22 protein-coding genes and 1 pseudogene are annotated in these 24,541 nt (G+C 38.5%); 12 read left to right on the plus strand and 11 right to left on the minus strand.

Features of this window, described 5'->3' with window-relative positions; genetic code table 11:
• Positions 1-70 precede the first annotated feature (70 nt).
• The 11 genes from smrB to HDEF_RS12650 all read left to right on the plus strand — a co-directional run bounded on the left by smrB (position 71) and on the right by HDEF_RS12650 (position 10,972).
• Positions 71-592: an endonuclease SmrB gene (smrB, locus tag HDEF_RS09365; RefSeq protein WP_015874392.1), complete on the plus strand. Its 522-nt coding sequence runs from the start codon at positions 71-73 to the stop codon at positions 590-592.
• A gap of 192 nt (positions 593-784) precedes the next feature.
• Positions 785-1,732 (plus strand): ribose-phosphate pyrophosphokinase, encoded by a 948-nt coding sequence (locus HDEF_RS09370; protein ID WP_015874394.1) that lies wholly within the window; start codon positions 785-787, stop codon positions 1,730-1,732.
• Positions 1,733-1,769: 37 nt separating this feature from the next.
• Positions 1,770-2,363, plus strand: a complete 594-nt coding sequence (gene pth, locus HDEF_RS09375) for an aminoacyl-tRNA hydrolase (protein WP_015874395.1) — start codon at positions 1,770-1,772, stop codon at positions 2,361-2,363.
• Between the two features lie 272 nt (positions 2,364-2,635).
• Positions 2,636-3,253 carry a TfoX/Sxy family DNA transformation protein gene (locus HDEF_RS09380; protein ID WP_015874396.1) on the plus strand — a complete coding sequence of 206 codons (618 nt, stop codon included), beginning with the start codon at positions 2,636-2,638 and terminating at the stop codon, positions 3,251-3,253.
• Positions 3,254-3,401: 148 nt separating this feature from the next.
• On the plus strand, positions 3,402-3,959 hold the full coding sequence (apt, locus tag HDEF_RS09385; protein ID WP_015874397.1) for an adenine phosphoribosyltransferase: 558 nt from the start codon (positions 3,402-3,404) through the stop codon (positions 3,957-3,959).
• Positions 3,960-4,002: 43 nt separating this feature from the next.
• Positions 4,003-5,925, plus strand: a complete 1,923-nt coding sequence (gene dnaX / locus HDEF_RS09390) for a DNA polymerase III subunit gamma/tau (RefSeq protein ID WP_015874398.1) — start codon at positions 4,003-4,005, stop codon at positions 5,923-5,925.
• A 41-nt stretch (positions 5,926-5,966) separates the two neighbouring features.
• Positions 5,967-6,293, plus strand: a complete 327-nt coding sequence (locus HDEF_RS09395; protein WP_015874399.1) for a YbaB/EbfC family nucleoid-associated protein — start codon at positions 5,967-5,969, stop codon at positions 6,291-6,293.
• Between the two features lie 3 nt (positions 6,294-6,296).
• On the plus strand, positions 6,297-6,905 hold the full coding sequence (gene recR, locus HDEF_RS09400) for a recombination mediator RecR (protein WP_015874400.1): 609 nt from the start codon (positions 6,297-6,299) through the stop codon (positions 6,903-6,905).
• A 1,172-nt stretch (positions 6,906-8,077) separates the two neighbouring features.
• Positions 8,078-10,006, plus strand: coding sequence for a molecular chaperone HtpG (gene htpG / locus HDEF_RS09405; RefSeq protein WP_086935014.1), 1,929 nt, complete (start codon positions 8,078-8,080; stop codon positions 10,004-10,006).
• Positions 10,007-10,175: 169 nt separating this feature from the next.
• Positions 10,176-10,826 carry an adenylate kinase gene (gene adk / locus HDEF_RS09410; RefSeq protein WP_015874406.1) on the plus strand — a complete coding sequence of 217 codons (651 nt, stop codon included), beginning with the start codon at positions 10,176-10,178 and terminating at the stop codon, positions 10,824-10,826.
• Positions 10,827-10,834: 8 nt separating this feature from the next.
• Positions 10,835-10,972 (plus strand): hypothetical protein, encoded by a 138-nt coding sequence (locus tag HDEF_RS12650; protein ID WP_157791467.1) that lies wholly within the window; start codon positions 10,835-10,837, stop codon positions 10,970-10,972.
• A 4-nt stretch (positions 10,973-10,976) separates the two neighbouring features.
• On the opposite strand, the gene HDEF_RS09415 is transcribed toward HDEF_RS12650, so the two are convergent.
• Together HDEF_RS09415 and secA are read right to left on the minus strand one after the other, a co-directional pair.
• Positions 10,977-11,327, minus strand: coding sequence for a hypothetical protein (locus tag HDEF_RS09415; protein WP_044612393.1), 351 nt, complete (start codon positions 11,325-11,327; stop codon positions 10,977-10,979).
• Between the two features lie 170 nt (positions 11,328-11,497).
• Positions 11,498-14,218, minus strand: a complete 2,721-nt coding sequence (secA, locus tag HDEF_RS09420; RefSeq protein ID WP_015874407.1) for a preprotein translocase subunit SecA — start codon at positions 14,216-14,218, stop codon at positions 11,498-11,500.
• A gap of 104 nt (positions 14,219-14,322) precedes the next feature.
• Between secA and HDEF_RS09425 the strand changes: the two genes are divergently transcribed.
• Positions 14,323-14,871, plus strand: coding sequence for a DUF721 domain-containing protein (locus HDEF_RS09425; protein WP_015874408.1), 549 nt, complete (start codon positions 14,323-14,325; stop codon positions 14,869-14,871).
• Between the two features lie 50 nt (positions 14,872-14,921).
• Here the strand turns inward: HDEF_RS09425 and asnB are convergent, their stop codons facing one another.
• The 9 genes and pseudogenes from asnB to lpcA form a co-directional block, all read right to left on the minus strand.
• Positions 14,922-16,586 carry an asparagine synthase B gene (asnB, locus tag HDEF_RS09430; RefSeq protein ID WP_015874409.1) on the minus strand — a complete coding sequence of 555 codons (1,665 nt, stop codon included), beginning with the start codon at positions 16,584-16,586 and terminating at the stop codon, positions 14,922-14,924.
• Positions 16,587-16,599: 13 nt separating this feature from the next.
• Entirely contained in the window at positions 16,600-18,315 is a 1,716-nt protein-coding gene (gene yejM, locus HDEF_RS09435) for an LPS biosynthesis-modulating metalloenzyme YejM (RefSeq protein WP_015874410.1), read from the minus strand.
• 234 nt (positions 18,316-18,549) lie between these two features.
• Positions 18,550-19,329, minus strand: a complete 780-nt coding sequence (fabI, locus tag HDEF_RS09440; RefSeq protein ID WP_015874411.1) for an enoyl-ACP reductase FabI — start codon at positions 19,327-19,329, stop codon at positions 18,550-18,552.
• 94 nt (positions 19,330-19,423) lie between these two features.
• Complete coding sequence (locus HDEF_RS09445) at positions 19,424-20,239, minus strand: peptide ABC transporter ATP-binding protein (RefSeq protein WP_015874412.1); 816 nt, start codon at positions 20,237-20,239, stop codon at positions 19,424-19,426.
• Positions 20,239-21,231: a putrescine export ABC transporter ATP-binding protein SapD gene (gene sapD, locus HDEF_RS09450; protein WP_015874413.1), complete on the minus strand. Its 993-nt coding sequence runs from the start codon at positions 21,229-21,231 to the stop codon at positions 20,239-20,241. The genes HDEF_RS09445 and sapD overlap by 1 nt, the downstream gene beginning before the upstream one ends.
• The gene (gene sapC, locus HDEF_RS09455; protein ID WP_015874414.1) at positions 21,231-22,130 is read right to left on the minus strand and encodes a putrescine export ABC transporter permease SapC; all 900 of its coding nucleotides are present in this window, start codon (positions 22,128-22,130) and stop codon (positions 21,231-21,233) included. The genes sapD and sapC overlap by 1 nt, the downstream gene beginning before the upstream one ends.
• A complete protein-coding gene (locus HDEF_RS09460; protein WP_015874415.1) occupies positions 22,117-23,079 on the minus strand; it encodes an ABC transporter permease in 963 nt (320 codons plus the stop codon). Before HDEF_RS09460 ends, sapC begins: the two co-directional genes overlap by 14 nt.
• A pseudogene (locus tag HDEF_RS09465) lies at positions 23,076-23,865 on the minus strand (class II glutamine amidotransferase). Before HDEF_RS09465 ends, HDEF_RS09460 begins: the two are co-directional and overlap by 4 nt.
• Positions 23,858-24,478, minus strand: coding sequence for a D-sedoheptulose 7-phosphate isomerase (gene lpcA, locus HDEF_RS09470; RefSeq protein ID WP_015874416.1), 621 nt, complete (start codon positions 24,476-24,478; stop codon positions 23,858-23,860). Before lpcA ends, HDEF_RS09465 begins: the two are co-directional and overlap by 8 nt.
• Positions 24,479-24,541 lie beyond the last annotated feature (63 nt).

Here is a 24,541-nt window from a genome sequence, read left to right on the forward strand (position 1 = left end):
AAACTTAAATAGTATTCAATTTGAATTCTTACCTCTATTTTTTTATAAAACGTGGCATTTTTTAAAAATGATGAAAAATCGATCTTTATTAACAAAACAGGAATCTATTCTTTTCAGAAAATCGATAAAGGGTACGAAAAAACTACATCAGGATACTGTTTTTCATTCTCATTTTGAACGATCCAAAATAAATGAAACAAAAGCAATACGCTTCCGACAAGAACAAATGAATACTATCTCTTATTTTTCTGATCAATGCCCGGTATTTTGGAAGGAGGGGGAACCAGTTGAATATATTCAGCCAGATATTGAGCTGAATGAAATTTCAAAACTGATGAAAGAAGATTACCTTCCCGATATATTGCTTGATTTGCACGGATTAACGCAAAGACAAGCCAAAGAAGCATTAGGCAGTTTAATCGCTTACAAACGCCAAAAAATAGAATGTGTCAATGTAATACACGGCTACGGGCGAAATATTTTAAAAAAAAATACTCCCTTATGGCTTATGCAGCATCCTAAGGTATTGGCTTTTCACCAAGCGCCAAGAAGGTGGGGTGGATCTGCCGCTTTATTGGTACTCATCAAATAGACAGCATCTTATAATTGATTAAAAATATCAATTAACTAAACCGCTTTGCTGACCTTACTTCGCCCCTCTTTTTGCTCATTGTTTTCATAAGTTCCAGAGCGTGTCGCCTTTAAACAGTTTACAAATTCAATTAACACCACAATTAAATCAGGTTAACATATATTTCTTTTGCTCTTAGCTGAGGTTTTTCCCGTGCCTGATATGAAACTTTTTTCTGGTAATGCCATTCCTAAACTGGCTCAACGTGTGGCTAATCGCTTATATACAAGTTTAGGCCAAGCGACGGTCGGTCGTTTTAGTGATGGAGAAGTGAGCGTACAAATTAACGAAAATGTGAGAGGCGATGATATTTTCATCATTCAATCTACTTGCACTCCTACTAACGATAATCTTATGGAATTGGTCGTTATGATCGATTCCTTACGTCGCGCTTCAGCGGGGCGTATTACAGCGGTAATTCCTTATTTTGGCTATGCTCGCCAGGATCGTCGTGTCCGTTCTGCTCGTGTCCCGATTACTGCAAAAGTGGTGGCGGATTTTTTATCCAGTGTGGGAGTCGATCGTGTATTGACAGTCGATCTACACGCAGAACAGATACAAGGTTTTTTTGACGTTCCTGTTGATAATGTATTTGGTAGCCCTGTTTTAATCGAAGACATGTTGCAACAAAATTTAGCAAACCCTATTGTGGTCTCTCCAGACATTGGGGGAGTTGTTCGTGCCCGTGCTATCGCAAAATTATTGAATGACACCGACATGGCCATTATCGATAAACGCCGGCCTAAAGCGAATGTCTCTCAGGTAATGCATATCATTGGAGATGTGGCAGCCAGGGATTGTATCTTGGTTGACGATATGATTGACACTGCGGGCACTTTGTGCAAAGCGGCTGAAGCTTTAAAGGAAAGGGGGGCAAAACGGGTTTTTGCTTACGCGACACATCCTGTTTTTTCTGGGGAGGCGGCGAAAAATATCAAAAATTCATTGGTAGATGAAGTGGTCGTTTGTGACACTATTCCCCTTTCCAAGGAAATCAAAGCTTTAAACAACGTTCGAACTTTAACTTTATCCGGTATGCTGTCAGAAGCGATTCGGCGAATCAGTAACGAGGAATCTATTTCAGCGATGTTTCAACATTAATCACTCCCAGATTTTTTCTCTTTTTTCAGGATGACAGATGAGCAATATTAAACTTATTGTTGGTTTGGCAAATCCAACGGCTGAATATTCCCAAACCCGCCATAATGCGGGGGCTTGGTATGTGAAACAGCTTTCAGAACGTCATAACCTATCATTAAAAAAATCACCAAAATTTTTTGGTTACACAGGGCGATTAAAAATCGCAAACCAAAACGTACTTTTGATGATCCCCGATGTTTTCATGAATTTGAGTGGTACCGCGGTCTTTGCCATAACAAAATTTTATCAAATTTTGCCAGAAGAGTTATTAGTGGCACACGATGAGTTAGATTTTTTACCAGGGCAAGCCAAATTTAAAACAGGCGGCGGAAATGCGGGACACAACGGCTTAAAAGATATTCAGAAAAAACTCGGCAACAACAGCGAATTTCATCGTTTACGAATTGGTATTGGTCATCCCGGTGACACCAGCAAGGTTGTAGGCTTTGTGCTTGGTAAGCCCCCTGTCAGTGAAAAAAAATTAATTGATCATGCGATTGATGAGTGCCTCACTTTCACTGAAATTTTATTTAAAGAAAATATGATAAAAGCGGTACATCACTTACATTCATCAAGCCTAAATAAAAAATAATCTTAATGCAGGCATAAAAATACATGTCTAAAACACTGACACAAAATTTTATCATTTCGTGTAGAACAATGGTAGAAAATGATCTTTTAATATCAAAAATTAATTCAATTTTTCAAAGTATTTCGCATAATTGAAATCTAAATGTTTACAAACGCATTTTTTGTTTGGAGACTCGGTGTTTATTAAGTATCTTTGCAACTTAATAATTAGCGTTACTTCATTAATTAATCAAAATACTCGTTAGATCTTCGGTTATAAGGAATATAAACAATATGAAGGATATATCAGAACAAAAAATTCAACAGGTGAAATCACGTTTCACTTTTCTTGGCTCCATCACTTATCGTTCACAGTTTGGTGGATATGCTTTGTTGGTTGATGGGATCATGTTTGCACTTGTTTCTGATGGAGAATTGTATTTGCGTGCGAATGATCAAATTGAGAATATTTTTCAAACAAGAAAAATGTCTAATTTAGTTTATGCAAAAAGAGGGATGCCGATTTTATTGCGTTATTACTTCGTTGATTCGACATTATGGGAAGATCAAAATTTGCTTTTTTATTTTGTTCAACTGGCATACGAAAGCTCAAAAGCTGAAATGTTGAATAAAAAATCTCAGCCAGTCAGGCTTAAAGATTTACCTAATTTGAGTATTACTATTGAGAAATTACTGTGGAAAGTGGGGATCAAAAGCGCTGAGGAGTTAAAAATTAAAGGGGCAAAATGTACTTACCTTAAATTAAAATCTTTAAATAAATCATTAGGTTTTAACGTTCTCTTAGCTTTAGCTGGAGCAATAAGTGGTTATCATTGTGCAGTATTACCTTCAGTTTTGCGTAATGAATTACTTGAGTGGTATGAAGAAATAAAAAATCCCGAAAAAGGCTAAAAATTGTTTTTACGTTTACAAAACCAGTCTGAATAGAAACCGAGAAAAACTTTTATAAAATCGGCCCCGGAGTTTGATTGACTTTATGAGGTTAATGAAAAACTCTTTGAGTAGGCTAAGTATTAATTTAAACAGGATTTTTTGTACCATGAATTTTGCAAGATCAACGATTATAAATAAAATTCAATATATTAAAAATAATATAAAAACCATTCCAGATTATCCAAAATCAGGAATACAATTTCGCGACATTACCAGCTTATTGATTAACCCAGAAGCTTATACTGCAAGTATTGAAATTTTGGTAGAACACTACCAAACCCTTGAAATAAATAAAATTGTAGCTATTGAAGCAAGGGGATTTCTATTTGGTGCTCCTCTTGCTCTTGCTTTAGGTCTGGGTTTTATTCCTGTACGTAAACCTGATAAATTGCCGGGAGAAACCATTAGTGAAAATTATCATTTAGAATATGGTTTTGACCAATTACAGGTACACAAAGACAGTATTAATCCCGGTGATAAAGTGTTGGTGATTGATGACATACTAGCCACTGGTGGCACTATTGAAGCAACACTAAAACTTATCCGCAGGCTTGATGGGCAAGTTGCCCATGCTGCTTTTATTATTGAGTTACCTGCATTAGGTGGAAAAAAACGTTTAATTTCTCAAGGTGTTGAGTGTTACAGCTTAGTTTCATTTCAATAAACCCCTCAACTCAATAAATTATTAATTGAATGATTAAAGATAAATGAGCTATCAAGTCTTTGCCCGAAAATGGCGGCCACAAACTTTTTCCGAAGTGGTCGGCCAAGAACATGTTTTAACTGCACTTGTTAATAGCCTTTCTCTGGGGCGTATTCATCATGCGTATCTTTTATCTGGTACGCGTGGAGTAGGAAAAACCTCTATTGCTCGTTTAATAGCAAAAGGGCTGAATTGTACCAGCGGTATTACTGCCACTCCTTGTGGTAAGTGTATTCATTGTCAGGGAATAGAACAGGGACATTTTATCGATTTAATTGAAATTGACGCGGCATCTCGTACTAAAGTAGAGGATACACGTGAACTATTAGATAACTTGCCGTATTCCCCTACCCAAGGCCGCTTTAAAGTTTATTTGATAGATGAAGTCCATATGCTTTCACGGCATAGTTTTAATGCATTGCTGAAGACTTTAGAAGAACCGCCCTCTCATGTGAAATTCTTACTGGCAACCACTGAACCAAAAAAATTACCCGTCACTATTATTTCACGTTGTTTACAATTTCATCTCAAAGCATTAAATGCACTGGTTATTCTGAATCAGCTGGAAAAAATATTAGCGGCTGAAAAAATTGATAGTGATACCGAAGCGTTAAAACTATTGGCGAAAGCGGCCTCTGGTAGTATGCGTGACGCTTTGAGTCTTACCGATCAAGCGGTTGCTATTGGATCTGGGAAAGTGACCACTCAAATTGTTCGTGAAATGCTAACGATACTTGATGATGGGCAATCATTATCTATTATTGAGGCTCTGGCTAAAGCTGATGCTGAAAAAATAATGTTCGAGATAGAACAAACCGCTGCTGTTGGAAAAGATTGGGAAAATTTACTGATAGAAATGTTAAATTTATTCCATCGTATTGCTATCAAACAATTATTACCAGAGACTTCTTATAAAGAATACAATGAAGTAGAGCCAGAACATATTGAGCTTGGTTTATCTAAACTGGCCAGGACTTTGGCTCCTGAAAAGATTCAATTTTATTACCAAACGTTATTGATTGGGCGTAAAGAGCTTCCTTATGCGCCTAATCACCGTATGGGAGTGGAAATGACGCTTCTAAGAGCGTTAGCGTTTCATCCCAAAAAATCTTTTCCAGATTCAAAGTCTGAATCTATAAAAAAAAACTTTTTTGATAGCACCGAAAATTTTTCTATGCCACATTTGTCTAAACAAACGACTGAAAATGTGGAAGCCCTCAATAACAAAGCTCCAGAGACTCCTATAGTAGAAGTATTAAATACAACTAAAATATTAAAAACACGAACAAAATTACTAGAATTACAGTATGCGCCTACGTCTAAAAAAAAAGAGAATCTAAAAAATGAGCTATCCGTTCCTTTAGAAGGATTAATCGTTCAATCAAATTCATTCATTGCTAAAGCTAAAAAAAAAGAAATCGACGATTCGAATACACGCAAGTTGTTCTCTGAAAAAGAATTATCATCGACACAGAAAGTTTTATCTCCAGTATTAGAATATGAAAAATCACCGGAGTTGCTCTCTAAATTGCTGGAGGAGGTCATAAAGCGTGATCCTTGGGCGGCGGAAGTGGAACAATTAGGTTTGCCAAAATTGGTGCATCAACTTGCTTTAAATTCCTTTAAAAAGCAAACGATAAATCACAAAATTTACTTGCATTTACGCTCTGCTCAACGTCATCTAAATTCAGATTCAGCACATAAAATTCTTACTGAGGCCTTAAGTCATTTTTATAATAATATGGTTGAAATTATTATTATTGAAGATGATGATGAGTTACAATTGACTCCATGGGAGTTAAGGAAACGGATTTATGAGGAAATGCTGACAAAGGCATGTCAGTCAATCATAGCGGACGATACTATTCATACTCTCTGTGGGCTCTTTGATGCAGAGCTAGATAAAAATAGCATTCGCCCTATTTAACTTTTATATGAATAATTTAATATTATGTTGAGAGGTTTATTATGCTTGATAATAAAGAAATCTTCAAAGAAGCACAAAAAATGCAAGATAAAATGCAGGAAATTCAGGCAGAAATTGATAAATTAAAAATCACTGGGAAAAGTGGCAATGGTTTAGTCGAAATAGTGATCAATGGCGCTTGCAATTGCATTGAGGTTAAAATTGATTCAAGCTTACTGGTAAAAGAAACTGATAAAAAAGTTGTTGAAGAACTGGTTGCTGCTGCATTCAACCACGGAGTGAAACAGCTTTCAGAACAAAAAACAAAAAAAATCCAATTACTCTCTAAAAACATCTCTTTAACCTCAGATTTAAAATTACCATTCTAGCTCATGCAAACCAGTTTGGTTATTGAAGCTTTGATGGAATCATTACGCCATTTGCCTGGGGTAGGCCCAAAGTCTGCCCAACGTATGGCTTTTTACTTGCTACAAAGTGATCGCAGTAAGGGTATACGTTTAGCAGAGTCTTTATTAAAAGCGATGTCGGAAATTGGCCACTGTGGTGTGTGTCGTACTTTCACTGAACAACCTTGCTGTGATATTTGTTCTAATGTTTATCGAGAAAAAATGGGTCAAATCTGTGTCGTAGAAAGTCCTTCCGACATTTGCGCCATTGAGCAAACAGGGCAATTTTCTGGCCGTTACTTTGTTTTGATGGGACGCTTGTCACCTTTAGATGGTATTGGCCCCGATGATATTGGTTTGCCTTTACTTGAGCATCGATTATCTACAGAACCCATCAAGGAAGTTATTTTAGCAATGAACCCCACAGTCGAAGGTGAAGCCACTTCGAACTATATTGCGCAAATGTGTGAGGAATACGGAATATCTACGACTAAAATTGCCCATGGTGTACCTATCGGGGGTGATCTTGAGATGGTCGATGAGACTACTTTATCTCATGCACTAGTGGGACGACGGCCCATGAATTTTAACTGAGTAAAGTCGTTTTTATAAATATACTTGAGTTTATTTGGACTGCTTCTTAAAAGATAAATTAAATCAACAGTGGCCCAAGGCCAAAAATTATTTTTTTGTGAAAATCGAGTTTTTTATCATCGACTTTAATAAATAAAATTTGTAATTGATTTTTATTGATTATAAGCAAGAAAATAACGCAGACATTGAAGTTGCCTTCATGCTACACGAATAAATATTAAGGGTATAGGGTCAAACTAGACCTAAGTTCAACTATAAATCTTTGATAAAAAAAGTATACTTGGTTTCATGAATTTGAGAGAAAGTAAAAAAAATAAAATAACACCACCAGGGTCAACCAGGGTAATTTAAATAACACTACGGCAAATTCAGGTAATTAAATTTTTCTATCTTAATTAGTTTTAGCAGTCAAGAAATTATTATAAAAATAAAAACACCAGGAATCCCCGCTTAGGCATTTTACTTAACGCGGGGATTTTTTATTTCAAATGAAAAAAACGTTTTAAGAATTAAAATAACACAGACATTGAAGTTGCCTTCATGTTATATGAATAAATATTAAGGGTATAGCGTCAAACTAGACCTAAGTTTAACTATTAACTTTTAATAAAAAAATTATAATGAATGAGGCTTGGAAGAAATAAAAAAACCTGACCATTAAATAAGATCAGGTGCCAATTGGCTAATACTAGGGAAAACACAATGCCGGTATTATCATTTAATTAAGCTGTACCAGTCAAGAAATACTTATAAAATTTAAAACACCAGGGATCACTATTTGAACCAAATTCAAATAGTGATTTTTTTTATAGCATATGAAAAAATTTAAATTACTCTATTTCTTTATTAAGAATAATGATGAAAGTTTATTATTTTTAATTTTCTGTTGCTTAAATCAACTGAATTTTAAAACTTCAAGCATCAATGCTTTATGGCGCAAAGCATGATCATTGTAAATCAATTTTAAGTATTACTTATTAAAAAAGTATGATTAAATTTAATCATATACTTAATGATATGTAAAAAATTTCTATCATTATTTTTAATATCCAGCACTTGAAACAATTCTTTATTAACCCCATCTCGTAGACACCCTTTTTTTAGTTTAGAAATCAATTGATAAAACATTTCTTTTTCTCTTTCATAGCAATAATTTAGATTGAGGTAACTTCATGAGTATGCAAGACCAGGAAACCCGTGGGTTTCAGTCTGAAGTAAAACAACTGCTTAGTTTAATGATCCACTCACTGTATTCCAATAAAGAAATTTTTTTACGTGAATTAATTTCCAATGCTTCTGATGCGGCGGATAAATTACGTTTTCGCGCGCTCTCCTCACCAGAATTGTACGAAGGAGAAGCCGAACTTCGTGTCCGCCTGTCTTTTGATAAAGATAAACGAACATTGACATTAAGCGATAATGGCATCGGCATGACCCGTGATGAAGTCATCGATAATCTCGGCACCATAGCAAAGTCTGGAACCAAAGCTTTTCTGGATTCACTCGGATCGGATCAATCGAAAGACAGTCAACTCATCGGTCAGTTCGGTGTTGGTTTTTATTCTGCCTTCATCGTTTCAGACACAGTCACAGTGCGCACTCGTGGTGCAGGCGTTGCATCTGAATTAGGTGTATTTTGGGAGTCAAAAGGAGAAGGGGATTACAACCTTGCCACCATCACAAAAGAAGATAGAGGCACAGAAATTACTCTGCATCTTAAAGAAGGAGAAGATGAATTTTTAAATGATTGGCGATTACGTTCTATCATCAGCAAATATTCTGACCATATTTCATTACCCGTTGAGCTTGAGTGTAAAAATAAAGACGAAAACCAGGAAGGCAGTGAAACAGAAAAAAATAATCTCCCTGACAAAACCCAAACTGTTGTTACATGGGAAAAAATTAATAAGGCCCAAGCCCTCTGGACTCGTCGTAAATCGGAAATCACAGACGATGAGTATAAAGCCTTTTACAAGCATATTACTCATGATTTTACCGACCCGCTCAATTGGAGTCACAATAAAGTAGAGGGTAAACAGGAGTATACAAGCCTACTCTATATACCCGCTCAAGCACCTTGGGATATGTGGAATCGTGATCACAAACACGGCTTAAAACTGTATGTGCAACGTGTGTTTATTATGGATGATGCCGAACAATTTATGCCAAATTATTTGCGTTTTATTCGCGGATTAATCGATTCCAATGATTTACCATTGAATATTTCTCGTGAAATTTTACAAGATAATGAAGTGACTCAAAATTTAAAAAGCGCATTGACAAAACGTACATTACAAATGCTGGAAAAACTGTCTACAGAAGACAGTGAAAAGTATCAGCAATTCTGGCAACAATTTGGTATGGCTTTAAAAGAAGGTCCCGCTGAAGATTTTGTTAATAAAGAAGCCGTCGCTAAATTATTACGATTTGCATCAACTTATACAGACAGCTCTCTTCAGAGTGTTTCTTTGGAAGATTATCTCGGTCGTATGAACGAGGGGCAGGAAAAAATTTACTTTATTACAGCAGACAGTTATGCCGCTGCAAAAAATAGCCCACATTTAGAATTATTCCGTAAAAAAGGGATTGAAGTTTTGCTGTTATCTGATCGTATTGATGAATGGATGATGAGTTATTTGACAGATTTTTCAGGTAAAAGCTTTCAATCTATTAGCAAATCAGATGAATCACTCAATAAGCTGGCTGATGAAGACCATCACGGTGAGCAGAAGGAAATAGAACAGGCGTTACAGCCTTTTATTGAGAGAGTCAAAACCTTGTTGGGTGAAAGGGTCAAAGAGGTTCGCTTTACCCATCGTTTAAGTGATACGCCGTCGATTGTGACAACAGATACTGATGAAATGAGCACTCAAATGGCAAAGCTGCTTGCTGCAGCGGGTCAAAAAGCGCCAGAGGTCAAATATATTTTTGAGTTAAACCCTAATCATTTATTAGTAAAACGGGCTTCAGAGGTCAGTGATGATACCCTGTTTGCTCAATGGATTAATTTATTATTGGATCAAGCTTTATTGACCGAGCGAGGTACGTTAGATGATCCCAATCAGTTTCTCCGAGCTGTGAACGAACTATTGATGGCTTAATCACTGCACACACTGTGCGAAGTGGCCGTTTATTTAAAACGGCCGCTATTTTTATTTATCACTTCACTTTCCTTTTTATTCATGCCCTTTTGTCAGATCCACAAGAAATGCTATAGTCGCGGACTTTAATTAATGACTCATCTAATAAACAGTGAAGGAGATTAATGCCATGCGTATTATTTTGCTGGGGGCTCCAGGCGCTGGCAAAGGGACTCAAGCCCAATTTATTATGAAAAAGTACGGGATTGTACAAATTTCTACTGGTGACATGTTACGTGCCGCGGTAAAAGCCGGTACAAAATTAGGTCAGCAGGTTCAAGGTATCATGGCAGCAGGAAAGCTTGTCACTGATGATTTAGTGATTGCCTTGGTCAAAGAACGTATTCGTCAAGAAGATTGCAAAGAAGGTTTTTTATTGGATGGTTTTCCTAGAACTATTCCCCAAGCGGATGCAATGGCAGAAGCCGATATTAAAATTGATTATGTACTTGAATTGGTGGTGCCTGATGAATTTATAGTTGAGCGCATTTCAGGCCGGCGTGTCCACATGCCCTCTGGGCGAATTTATCATTTAAAATTCAATCCCCCTAAAATTACAGACAAAGACGATATGACGGGTGAATCCTTAACACTACGCAAAGATGATCAAGAAACCACGGTTCGTGAACGATTGCTGGAATATCACCAGCAAACAATGGCGTTAGTCGATTATTATCGTCAGCGCGCAAAGAGAGGGGATACAAAATATTTCAAATTAGATGGTACTCGAACAGTGAATGAAGTCAGTCAACAGCTGTCGAGTATCCTTGGTGAAAGTTAGATAGATTAATGAAATTTGAATCACGAGTGGCTCGATATCCTACTATATTAACAACCATTGTCATTCAGTATGCGAATAGTCAAAGTCAAAATATTCACACTTTTAGCCGTTGTAAAAATACGCTGTATTTATTGCTTTATGGCTAAAATCTTAGAACGCCTTGCAACAAGCTAATCCAATCATGATCGATACCATTCCTATAAAGATTCCAATAGGAAAAATACCAGCTCCTAAAGAAAAAATAATCGCTGCTATTCCCCCCATGATCATGGGTACCCCTGGTATCTTGCCGCATCCAGAGATATCCGGGGCTCTCATGTCAACGTCAGAGTTTTCATAAGACTCCTGTTCATTTTGGTTTGTGTTGCGTAAGCCGGGCATTGTCTGATGTTTATTATTATTAACGCTAGTAACTGAAATTTTTGATGGCTCCAAGCTTGTTGAACGAGTATTTGTTGCAGCATTAATACATAGGGGAAGGGGACCTGTTGTGGCTACCATAATGACCTCTTTTAAATTTAAAAATAAAGTTTAAGTGACGCTTTTTTATAAAACGCCATTCATCGATATCAAAAACGTTTTCAACCATACAATAAGTCACAATTAAAAAACATTTTTGGGGTCAGTAATCGACAAAATTAAGAAAAAAAACAAAAGAAAGGAAAAATTTTTTATTTTTTCAAATCTAAACGCCCATGACATTGCTTATATTTTTTGCCAGACTGGCAGGGGCAAGGGTCGTTGCGGCCTATTTTTTCGCCATTGATTTTGTGTTTTGAGTCGCCTGCCAATTGTAATGTTTCTTCGTGATTTTGATGGCTCAATTCTTGTTGCTTCCCTGTCCGTTCTATTTCTTTCAAATATTGAAGTTCAAACGCTTTCACTTCTTCCGGCATACTGATCTGAATTTTACTGAGCAAGCTGATCACTTCATATTTTAATGATTCCAGCATAGAGGAAAACAGAGAGAAAGATTCCCGTTTATATTCCTGTTTGGGATCTTTTTGTGCATATCCCCGAAGGTGAATCCCTTGACGAAGATAATCCATCGCTGCTAAATGCTCTTTCCATGAAGAATCCAAGGTTTGCAACATGACGCTTTTTTCTAAACTGCGCATCATTTGAGCGCCTATCTTCTCTTCTTTTTGATGATGGCTTTCAATCACTTTCTGTAAAATACGGTCACGCAGGGTTTTCTCATGTAACTGAGGCTCTTCTTCTAACCATTGAGCCATAGGTAAATTCAGTTCAAAATCTTCTTTGAATCGTTGCTCCAAACCCTGAACATCCCACATTTCTTCTAAAGATTCAGGGGGAATATAACGATCAACCATCATCTGCAAGACATCTTCACGTATGTTGCTGATCGTTTCACTGATGTCGCTGGCGTCTAATAGCTCGTTACGTTGCCTGTAAATGGCTCGACGTTGATCGTTAGCAACATCATCGTATTCAAGCAGTTGTTTACGAATATCAAAGTTTCGGCTCTCTACTTTACGTTGCGCATTCTCAATCGCTTTGCTGACAAATGGATGTTCAATCGCTTCTCCAGGCGCCATCCCTAGTTTACGCATCATCCCGGACACACGTTCAGAGGCAAAAATGCGCATTAATGCATCTTCCATCGATAGATAAAAACGGGATGACCCTGCATCTCCCTGACGACCTGAACGGCCTCTCAGTTGATTATCAATACGGCGGGATTCATGACGTTCTGTACCAATAATGTGTAATCCTCCTGAGGCAAGTACCGCATCATGACGAATTTTCCAGGCTTCTTTAATCGCCATTATCTTTTTTTCAGAAGGATCAGTCAGAGCCGCTATTTCACTTTGCCAGCTGCCACCCAATACAATATCAGTGCCTCTCCCCGCCATGTTGGTGGCAATGGTGACCGCCCCAGGCTGGCCGGCCTGAGCAACAATTTCTGCTTCTTTTGCATGAAATTTTGCGTTTAAAACTTGATGTTGGATACCTGCTTTTTGTAGCTCAGAAGAGATAAGTTCTGATTTTTCAATGGAAATAGTGCCGACTAAAACCGGTTGCCCGTTGGCACTACGTGCGCGGATGTCTTTAATGATTGCCTCTATTTTTTCCTTTTCTGTCATATACACCAAATCCACTAAATCCTGGCGTATCATAGGCTGATTTGTAGGAATAACGATGGTGTCTAATTTATAAATAGATCTGAATTCAAACGCTTCCGTATCCGCAGTTCCTGTCATACCTGCTAATTTTTCATACAACCGGAAGTAATTCTGGAAGGTGATAGAGGCAAGGGTTTGATTTTCATTTTGAATGTGAACTCCTTCTTTGGCTTCAATTGCTTGATGCAAGCCATCAGACCAACGGCGACCTTCCATAGTGCGCCCCGTATGTTCATCCACAATCAGTATTTCATCTTTTTTAACAATATAATCCACGTTACGCATAAAAAGCACATGTGCCCGTAATGCCGCCGTGACATGGTGCATGAGAATAATATTGGCAGGGGAATAAAGTGATTCCCCTTCTTTCATTATGCTATTTTCTATTAACATTTTTTCGATTAAAACGAGGCCCCGTTCTGTTAAATGGACTTGACGGGATTTTTCGTCCACCGAAAAGTGCCCTTCACCTTTAAAGGTATCGGAATCTTCTTTTTCTTGTCGAATCAAGTGAGGTATCAGTGTATTGACCTGAATGTATCTATCAGAACTGTCATCAGTAGGACCAGAAATGATCAATGGTGTTCGAGCTTCATCAATCAAATTAGAATCGACTTCATCTACCAGTGCATAATATAGTTCCCGTTGGACACGCTCTTCTGGACTAAACACCATATTATCGCGCAGATAATCAAACCCATATTCGTTGTTAGTACCATAAGTGATATCAGCTTGATAAGCTTCACGTTTGCTATTTGAGTTCATGCCAGCGAGGTTAATACCTACAGTAAGCCCAAGAAATTCAAATAACGGACGATTATTTTCTGCATCTCGTTTGGCCAAATAATCATTGACCGTCACGATATGCACGCCTCGTCCGGTCAAAGCGTTTAAATAGGCCGGTAAAGTCGCTGTTAATGTTTTACCTTCACCTGTACGCATTTCTGCAATACAACGTTCATTGAGTACCATGCCTCCGAGGAGCTGAACATCAAAATGCCTCATATCAAAAACACGTTTACTGGTTTCTCGTACCACTGCAAAAGCTTTTGGTAGTAGACTCTGTAATGCCTCACCGGCCGCTAAACGTTCGCGAAATTGAGAAGTTTGAGCAGATAATTCTTCATCCGATAATTGTTCAATTTTTGATTCCATGCTGTTGATCAGATCAACGACTTTATGCATGCGACGCAAAGTACGCTCATTACGGCTGCCAAATACTTTAGTGAGTAATTTGATTAACATGATGATGAGTATCTCTAAAAGACAAAAGGTTCAAGAAAGAAGATGAATGTTGTACAGTATTTTGGTTGAAGCAAAACGATTTTATCATCAAACAGGTTTAAAACATGCCAAAACGTGAAAGCCGACCACAACGACTCAATATTTTGCTCCAAAAAGAAAGCCCGGAAGATAGGCTTGAATATCTTTTATCGCAACCCGATCAAACTAAAAACATAGAGCAACATGCCCTTGGATTGCTTAAGTTGAATGCGGTTGTAAAAAAATTATTGTCACCCCCTTTACAGCCATGGTGCCGTGTCGCCAATTATCGACAAAATATTTTAGTATTAGACATCGCTAATGGAAGCTGGATGATGCGTTTACGTTATGAACAGCTTAACCTTCTCTCAGCATTGAGAAAACAAATTTTACCATCATTGTGCTCAATCCACATCAGGATTAATCCGATCTTAATGTTAGAATTTCACAATACGAAACAAAAACTCGAAGGAATGAAAAAAAAAGAAACCGATGAATCAAACAGCCGCTGCCTGAGCTTGAAAACAGCCGAGTTATTAGTGAACCTGGCGAGCAGGAGTCCGAAAAAGCTCAGCGATGCCTTAAAACGTTTAGCGGGGTTAGTAAAAAACTCGACATCCCCGCCGCCGATCTAAATGAGGAAAATCTCAAGCAGTACCAGCAAACCTCTTCAGATGAGACGTGCTTAATAAGGGGACTGATGTATCTCCCCTACTGCACGACCAGAAGGATCGGCGCTATCTTTGAAAGACGCATCCCATTCCATTGCTTTCGCGGAAGAACAAGCCACCGAAGGCCCGCCTGGAACGCATTCTGCAGCCGATGGCAGCGGAAATAATTCCTGAAATATCTCACGATACAAATAGCCTTCTTTCGATGTTGGAGGGTTGTGAGGAAAACGAAGATGTGCTGTTTCAAGCTGTTGATCGCTGATTTGCTGATTTGCCTTTTCTTTTAAAGAGTCTATCCAACTGTAACCCACGCCGTCAGAAAATTGCTCTTTTTGACGCCAGGCCACTTTTGCAGGCAAGTCAGACTGAAAGCATTCGCGTAAAATATGTTTTTCTATTTTTCCATGACCACACATTTTGTCTTTTGGATTAATGCGCATCGCCACATCCAGAAAATGTTTATCCAAAAAAGGGACTCGAGCTTCCACACCCCATGCTGCCATCGCTTTATTCGCTCGAGCACAATCGTACATATGTAATGACAGTAATTTTCGTACTGTCTCTTCGTGAAATTCTTGCGCATTAGGCGCTTTATGAAAATAAAGATAGCCTCCAAAAATTTCATCCGATCCTTCACCAGAGAGCACCATTTTGATCCCCATGGCTTTAATTTTGCGAGCCATTAAATACATGGGCGTAGACGCACGAATAGTGGTGACATCATAGGTTTCAACGTGATAAATCACATCTCGTATCGCATCTATACCCTCTTGAACAGTGAAATGAATTTCATGATGAACTGTGCCGAGCGCTTTTGCCACTTCCTTTGCAGACGATAAATCAGGAGAGCCCTCCAGACCTACAGCGAATGAATGCAGTTGTGGCCACCAAGCCTCAGTATGCTGGTTGTTTTCCACTCTGCGTGCCGCGAATTTTTTGGTGATAGCGGAAATAATAGAAGAATCTAAACCGCCTGAAAGCAGTAATCCATAAGGGACATCCGTCATCAAATGACTTTTTACGGCATCTTCTAATGCCTGCGTCAGTTGTTTTGGATCTGTTGTATTCTCTTTGACTTGATGATAATCAAACCAGTCTCTCTGATAATAGGAGGTGATTTCTTTATTTTGGCTCCAAAAATAACTGCCTGGAGGAAACTCTTTTAATGTTTGACACACAGGCACCAGCGCTTTCATTTCAGAAGCCACAAATAGTGTGCCATTCTCGTCCTCTCCCATATATAAGGGAATAATCCCTAAGTGATCACGCCCGATTAAAAAGGTGCCTTTTTCTTCGTCATAAAGGATGAAGGTAAACATTCCCTGAAGCTCATCTAAAAACGGTTCTCCTTTTTCTTGATAAAGCGCCAAAATGACTTCACAGTCTGAATCCGTTTGGAATTCATATCGTTCTTTATATTTTCCCCGTAATGCTTGATGATTATAAATTTCACCATTGACTGCAAGAATATGGGTTTTTTTCGCGTTATAAAGAGGTTGAGCGCCTCTATTGGTGTCAACAATGGATAAACGTTCATGTACCAAAATAGCTTTATCAGAAGCATAAACACCGGACCAATCCGGGCCACGGTGTCGCATCAGTCGCGACATTTCCAACCCTTTTTTTCGTAATTCGGCTGGGTCTGTTTTTAAGTTCAACACTCCAAAAATAGAACACATAGTCATTTTCCTGTTAATCTGCAATAAAACGTTTTGTTTCAGTTAAAACCTGCAATAAAAGTGATAATTCTGACGTATCATTTTGGATCAAAATCCCATTTTGATCATAAGTATGGTAACTGCCATTGTCATCCAGAGCGATCGTTTTCCTGGGCGTCACTACGAGTAGTTCTTTATTTTTTTTTGTTAATATCCAGGGATATAGTCTTTCAGGTGTGAAAAGATTTTCACCTTGCGAATACTCCTTGACTGCCGTTTTAGTATGCAACAATTTTTGCATGATCGTCGCCATAATATCCTGATGGCTGGTTAATTTATGGATGATTTGAGTAGAGATCTTGGGCCAATAAACGATCAGAGGCACCTTAGAAGGAATTCTTTTATTTTGATTTTCTGCAGCTGCATATGCGCCTGTAATAATAATGACCGTTTTAGTGAACTGAGGATCTTTTTTCAGGACATCTATCATCTCTGAAATCTGTTGATCAATATTTTTTATACGCGTTTCATCAGGCTCTAGAGCGGTTGAGGCAGTGTTAAAATGAATATAAGAAAACCATGGGCGGGTATTTAATTTTTTACTAAACCATTCATACCATTCTTCAGTGGTTTTTCGGTTGCTCTGTAACATAGGCGAAGGCAAAGAAAAGTCTGTGAATAGAGCCTGTCTATACAGAGGGTTTTTAAAACCATCAGAGGAAAATAATCCAAATTGATAGCCTTGTGCCTCTAACGAGCGAATGAGTACAGAGGGTTTTCGAGTAAAGAAGATACTATCAAGATAAGTGGATGAAATGCCATAAAATAGCCCCAATAATCCAGTCTCTTCTTTACTACCTGAGCTGTAATGATTTTTAAATTGAAGATGAGCCTCAGCAAATGCGGCTGTTTTAGGCATTGCCTTTTCAAAATAAGGGGTATTGATGCCATTAATCCCAATCAACAATAAATTGTAGCCACTTCCTTTATCGTCAAAAGTCACTTTACTCAGGGGATATTCTATCGATGGCGCATTCAGTTTGTCATTTTCTATGAGCTGTTTTTCATATTTTTGTTGATTTAATAAACCATGTTTTTGCAAAAATTTTCGTGCCGTCATGGGATAAGACAAAGGAAGATTTGATCTTTGCATAGTAATAGGTCGGTAAAAATTCGCATCAGCCCAACTGTATAAAATATGAGAAGTGCAGAAAGCAGTAATAAACAACCCTATTAATAAATTAACAAATATTTTTTTTGTGAATTTTCTTAATTTTTGCCAACAAAAAATACTAAATAACATCTCAATCGAAAAGATAATCGGGATGACAATAAATAAATACTGCCAGTCACGGCTCAGTTGGGTTTGTTCAGGATTAATTAAAAACGCCCATATCATAGGCGTTATATGTAAATGAAAGCGAGTGAAAGTTTCACCATCAATAATCAGTAATGCCAGCCCTGATGTCGCAAGAATAACGGAAAAAAATCGAAGTAAGCGTTGAGAGAAAATAATGAAGGTTAACGGAAATAAGGTTAAAAGATAAACCACAAAAACAATAAAGCTAAAATGCCCAAGCCAACTGACCAGGGCATAAACACGCCCCAAAAGAGAAGTGGGCCAGTCAGATACAAATAAATATCGACTGCCCAATATTAAAGTTAAAAATATGTTAAAGAGAACAAACCAATGCCCCCAGCTGATCATCTGAGAGAGTTTTTCTCGATAATGCTGACGCTTCATGAGCAAAATGGTCAATGGCTTTATATGCAATTTTTTGCTCAATTTTTTATCCTTAACTTAATGAAACTATTTATTTTTTGATTAAAACATCTATGTCAATCAATGGCATCAGGCATTGCAGTACTTGATCAAAAATCTGGTCTCTGCTTTGACAAAAAATACGGATTTTCTGCTTTTTCAAGATGACATTTGAATCCGGATAAGATAATAGCGTTCGCTCTCGGATATAGATTTTTGATATTAATGATCACCCATTGCCGCAATACTAAAACCGCCATCTACATGTAATATCTCACCGGTAATGCCCGCTGCTAAATCAGAACACAAAAAAGCGGCTGAATTCCCAACATCTTCGATGGTCACTGTACGACGAATGGGGGCCGTTTTTTCAAATTGTGTCAGCATTTTTCGAAAATCCGAAATACCGGAGGCGGCTAATGTACGAATAGGACCAGCAGAAATACCATTGACTCTGATCTGTTTTGGACCTAAGTCATTGGCCATATAACGGACATTCGCTTCGAGAGAAGCTTTGGCTAAACCCATCACGTTGTAATTTGGGATCGCTCGCTCAGCACCTAAATAGGTTAAGGTCAGTAAAGCCGCGTTTTCGTTGAGCATATTTTGACAGGCTTTAGCCAAAGCAACGAAGCTATAGCTACTGATATCATGTGCAATTTGAAAGCCTTCACGAGTGACCGCTTTAATATACCCCCCTTCTAATTGATCTCTAGGAGCAAAACCAATCGAGTGCACAAAACCATCAAATTTAGGCCAATGTTGAGATAATTCCAGGAACAAACCCTCGATGCTTTTATCTTCGGCAACATCACAAGGAAAAACCAATGTTGACCCCAAATTTTGGGCAAATTCTTCTACTCGATATTTTAATTTTTCATTTTGATAAGTAAAGGCCAGTTCAGCCCCTTCACGTTTCATGGCTTGAGCTATTCCATAAGCAATAGAAAGCTTGCTGGCAATACCTGTGATGAGAATACGTTTTTCGGCAAGAAAACCCATAGTGATTATCCTTATTTGATGATTTTGACGGAATGAGGCTGCCAGAAAAACAGGCGAACCCTATATTTATTTTTAAAATCAATGCATTCGCATATTAAAAATCTTTATTGTCTTGACGCCAGGCCTCCGCCGTTAATGCTTGACCAAAATGGCTTGTGATTAAGCTTTGAGTAACATGATGTAAAGGCGAAGCCAAAACTTCAGCGGTGTGACCATGCTCTATAATTTCCCCCTCGCTCATGACTATCAGTTGATCACTGATGTGTTTGATGATGCCAAGATGTTGAGTGATATAAATATACGAAATACCCTGTTTTTCTTGTAATTCAAGCATCAAATTAATCATTTGAGCTTGCATCGGCATATCCAGTGAAATCAAAATTTCATCGGCAATGATCACTTTAGGTTGCAAAATAAGCGCATAGGCTAAGGCGATACGTTGTTTTTGACCTGAAGCGAGCATATGAGGGTAATCATTCGCATGTTCTACAGATAAACCGACCTGCCGTAAAATTTGATGTATTTGTTTTTTACGTTCGAAATCCGTTAAACAGGTGTGCAATTTAAGCGGGATATTCAATAATTCTCCCACTCTTTGACGTGGATTAAGTGATATATCCGGATTGGGTAAGATCATCCGTATTTGTTTGCTACGATAAGCATAATCACCATACTGAAGAGGATGGCCATTGAGTAATAACTCCCCTTCAGTCTGCTCGATCCTGCCTGATAATATTTTGGCGAGTGTGGATTTGCCCGAGCCGCTTTTGCCTATCACTGCCAAGGTTTTACCTTCTTTTAAAGTAAAACTGACAGATTTCAATGCTTCATCAGATTTTTGAAAAAACAACCCTGTACGATAGTAGAAAATTTTGCTGAGGTTACGCGCTTCAAGCAGACAGTCCGACATTATTGCTCTTCCATGTTTAACGGAAAATGACAGGCAAAAGCGTGATTTTTTATTTGTCTTAATTCAGGCGTTTTAATACAGATTTTTTGTGCATAAGGGCAACGAGGCCCCAAACGACAACCGATGGGTAAATGATCTAATGAAGGAATAACGCCAGGTAAAGTATTCAGACGGCTTTTATGTGGCAGGGAATGTCCGAAGTTAGGCATTGAGCGGATCAGCGCTTGAGTGTAAGGATGATGAGGCGTGTTTAATAATTCATGCCGACCCGCGCTTTCTACTGTTTGGCCGCAATATAATACATTAATTCGATCTGCCCAATGGCTTATCATGTGTAGATCGTGACTGATCAATAAAATAGTGGTGCCATTATTTTTATTTAAACGTGTTAAAAGACGAAAAATTTGTGCTTGGGTTGTTGACTCCATCGAGTTGGTGGGCTCATCTGCAATCAAAAGTCGGGGTTGATTCGCCAATGCAATGGCGATCATGACTTTCTGGCATTCTCCTTGTGTTAATTGATAAGAATAATTTTTCATCATTTTTTTCGGATCTTTAATACCAACCCGATGAAGTAATTCAAAGGCACGCCGCAAACGCCAGCGAAACACTTGCCGCCAACGGCCTTTGTAGGTTGAGCCTGGTATTGATTGAATCAATTGTGTGCCAATATTTTTTGCAGGGTTCAAGCAAGACTGGGGCTCTTGAAATATCATCGAAATATTTCGGCCTATCAATTTGTGCCGTGCACGAGGGGATAATTTTAATAAATCAATATCATTGAAACGAAAACGATCAGCCGTGATTCGCCAGCTTTCTTTGCTCACACCGCAAATGGCTTTGGCAATCAAACTTTTGCCAGAGCCAGATTCACCCACTACACCTCTTATTTCGCCCTCAGTTAATATCATACTGACCCTGTCAACCGCTTTTACAGGGCCACCTGTCGTCATAATGGTAATGGTCAGATTACGAATATCAAGTAGTGGCATCAGTGCACACTCTTATTTATGGCTCTGTATAAGCCATCGCCTACTATATTAACCAAAAGAATACTGATTGAAATCAATATACCAGGCAAAAAAACCGCCCAAGGGGCTACTCTCAGTAAATGTATCGAGCTGCCTAACATGGCTCCCCATTCTGATGAGGAAAAAGGGGCACCCAGATTTAAAAAACCAAGCGCCGAAATATCAAGGATCGCCATGGATAAAGATCGTGTTAATTCCATCACCAAAGTTGCAGAAATATTAGGCAAAATAATGCTGAACAAAATATATAATTTTGAGGCACCATCCAGACGAACCGTGATCACATATTCTTTATCCAGCTCATCACGGATCAGATGATAAACAGTGCGGGTCATTCTCGGTAAAATCGCCAAAAAAACCGCCAGGGTTGCGTTGAATAAAGAGGGAGCTGATAAGGCCACAATCAGGAGAGCTATCAATAAAGAAGGAAGAGCAAATAAAGTATCAAAAATATGTTTCATTATGAACGCCGTAAAACCTCGACTCATCCCCCCCAATGCGCCTGTCAGTAAGCTCAATAACGCGGCGATACAAGTAACCAGTAATGCTGATCCAAAGGTCATCGCTGCTCCTGACAATAAACGGCTCAAAATATCTCTTCCTCGATCATCCGTACCAAGAAAAAAAGACACGCTTCCATTATGTGACCAAGAAGGCGGCAATAAGATCTGATTTTCAAAAACCAGATCAGCAGAATAAGGGGCAATCAGGTGTCCAAAAATACAAAGTAGCACCAAACAGAGAACACCATAAAAACCAGTCATACTCAGTATATCTGTGTGAAAAATCTGCCAGATCGTCTTTAAAATACCGGGTGGTTTTTTTTCACTATAAACGTTTTCAATGCTATCGAAGGGCATACCATTCCTTTTTTTGTGGAGGGGCCATGAGGATGCCTAAAAGATCTGCAATCAGATGGATGATCAACACAGCCGAACCTATTGCAGTGACAGCGGCCGAGAGCACCGCATAATCTTTATCAGTCAGCGCGTTTATCAGCCAGGATCCCAATCCTGGGCAATCAAAAATGACTTCGATGATCATCGCCAAACTTAACATGGTTGAAAACTGCCAGCCTAGCTTGGTCATGATGGGAGGCAGTGCATTAGGTAAAATGTGATAAAAAACCATGGTCAAAAGAGATAATCCCCGTGTTGCCGCTGCTTTAATATAATTTTGATTCATCACATGACAGGTACTGATACGTAATAAGCGTATGACTTCAGTACAGGAGGGGATGGCCAATACAGTGACAGGCAGAATGAGATGTTTTAATGTATTCATCATATGCTCTTTTCTATTGGTTGTAGAAAACCAGCTGTCTATCAAAGACAGGCCCGTGACCTGTTGAATGTGATTTAAAGTTGAAAAATGTCCGAACGAAGGTAACCAATTCAAGTGCAGGGAAAAAAAAAGGATGAAAAGTAATGCCAATACAAATACAGGTATGGAAAATCCGATGAACGCTAAAAAACTGATCACGGTATCTGGCCACCTCCCTTTCGTTATACCTGCTGTTATGCCCAATGGAACGCCTAAAAACAAGGCCAGCAAAAACGCAAGAAAACATAATTCCATGGTAGCGGGGAAAATCACTGCGATTTGATCTTTGATCGATTGCCCGTTGGTCTTTGAAACACCAAAATCCCATTGTAATAGATCGTTAAAAAAATGATAAAAAGCTTGTTCCAGGGACATATGGTGCAGGGGCGCTAAAACAGGAAAAAATTTTAGGCTAAAACTGATGAGCAACAGTATCGGCAGAATCATAAAAAACAGTAAAACGCGATGTAAAGCCAAAATGATCATGATATCAGTACTTTTTGTTTTGATGATGCCCTCGTGCTTTCGCCAAAGCGAAAAAGCAGACATTCCCCTGGCATCATTTTGTTCCATGTTTCGTTGGTGGTGAGTCGCTCAGTCGCTATTACAGTCACCACATCATCAGAGTTGGTCTGTTGTTGAAAATCCACTTCTATATCTTGATCTAATAAAGTGGCTTTGCCAAAAGGCGCACGACGGGTAATCCAGAACAATTTGGTTGCGCAGAAGGCCATAAGATATTCTCCATCAGACAGTAACATATTAAAAATTCCTGATTTTGTTAATTGGGTTGATAACTCTTCAATAAAATAAAAAACAGATGACCAACACTTAGGAATAGAATGATAACGCTGTGATAATTGGCTGAGTATCCAACAGAACGCATATTCACTGTCTGTGTTCCCAATAGGTGTTATAGCGCCTGTATCCAGCTGTTCGTAATCTTTGAGTTGGCCATTATGAGCGTAAGTCCAGTATTAAAGCCCTGGTAAACGGATGTGTATTTTCTAATGAGACAGAGCCGGTGTTAGCTTGTCGAATATGTGAGATCACGGTGCGGGATTTAATAGGGTAATCTTGTATAAAACGAGCAATAGGCGAATGGAAGCAAGCCTGAGAATCTTTGAATGTGCGGTATCCGTAGCCTTCGTATAGAGTGATGCCCCAGCCGTCTTTATGAGGGCCTGTACCCCCACCACGTTGAATAAGCCCTGTAAAGCTAAAGCAAATATCTGTGGGTACATTGGCACTCATACCCAGCAATTCACACATGGCCTTCCTCCTTTAAAAAAGTGAGAGATTCGTTGTTGATGTCCATTTTTTGTTCAATCAGAAGAATCAATATATGTATTATTTTAATGTGAATTTCTTGAATACGATCAGCATACCCCTGATGAGGCACACAAATTTTGACATCAGCAAGGTTTGACATTGCACCACCCATCTGCCCCGTCAAAATAATGACTTTCATTTTTTTTTGTCGTGCTGACTGGATGGCCTTAATGATATTTTTAGAATTACCCGAGGTAGACAAAGCGAATAATACATCGCCTTCACAACCCACTGAGTCTACATAACGAGAAAAGACATGCTCATAACCAAAATCATTCCCGACACAGGAAATATGACTGACATCAGAAATAGCAATGGCCGGATACCCGGGGCGATTTTCGCGATAACGCCCCGTTAGTTCCTCAGCAAAATGCATCGCATCACAGTGAGAGCCCCCATTACCGCATGAAATGACTTTTTTACCTGCTTTAAAGGCATCAACCAGCAAAAAAGCCGCCTGTCTAACAGGATCAAGATTTTTATCATCGCTCATAAACTGATTTAAAATCTGCGCTGCTTGCTGTAATTCAAAACGAATTAAATCAATACACATGATCTTCTCTCTATTGATGTGGTAAGGGTGTTTAAGCCATCAGAACAAGCTCATTGGTTGATG

This window comes from Candidatus Hamiltonella defensa 5AT (Acyrthosiphon pisum) (genome assembly GCF_000021705.1).
Taxonomy (GTDB): domain Bacteria; phylum Pseudomonadota; class Gammaproteobacteria; order Enterobacterales; family Enterobacteriaceae; genus Hamiltonella; species Hamiltonella defendens.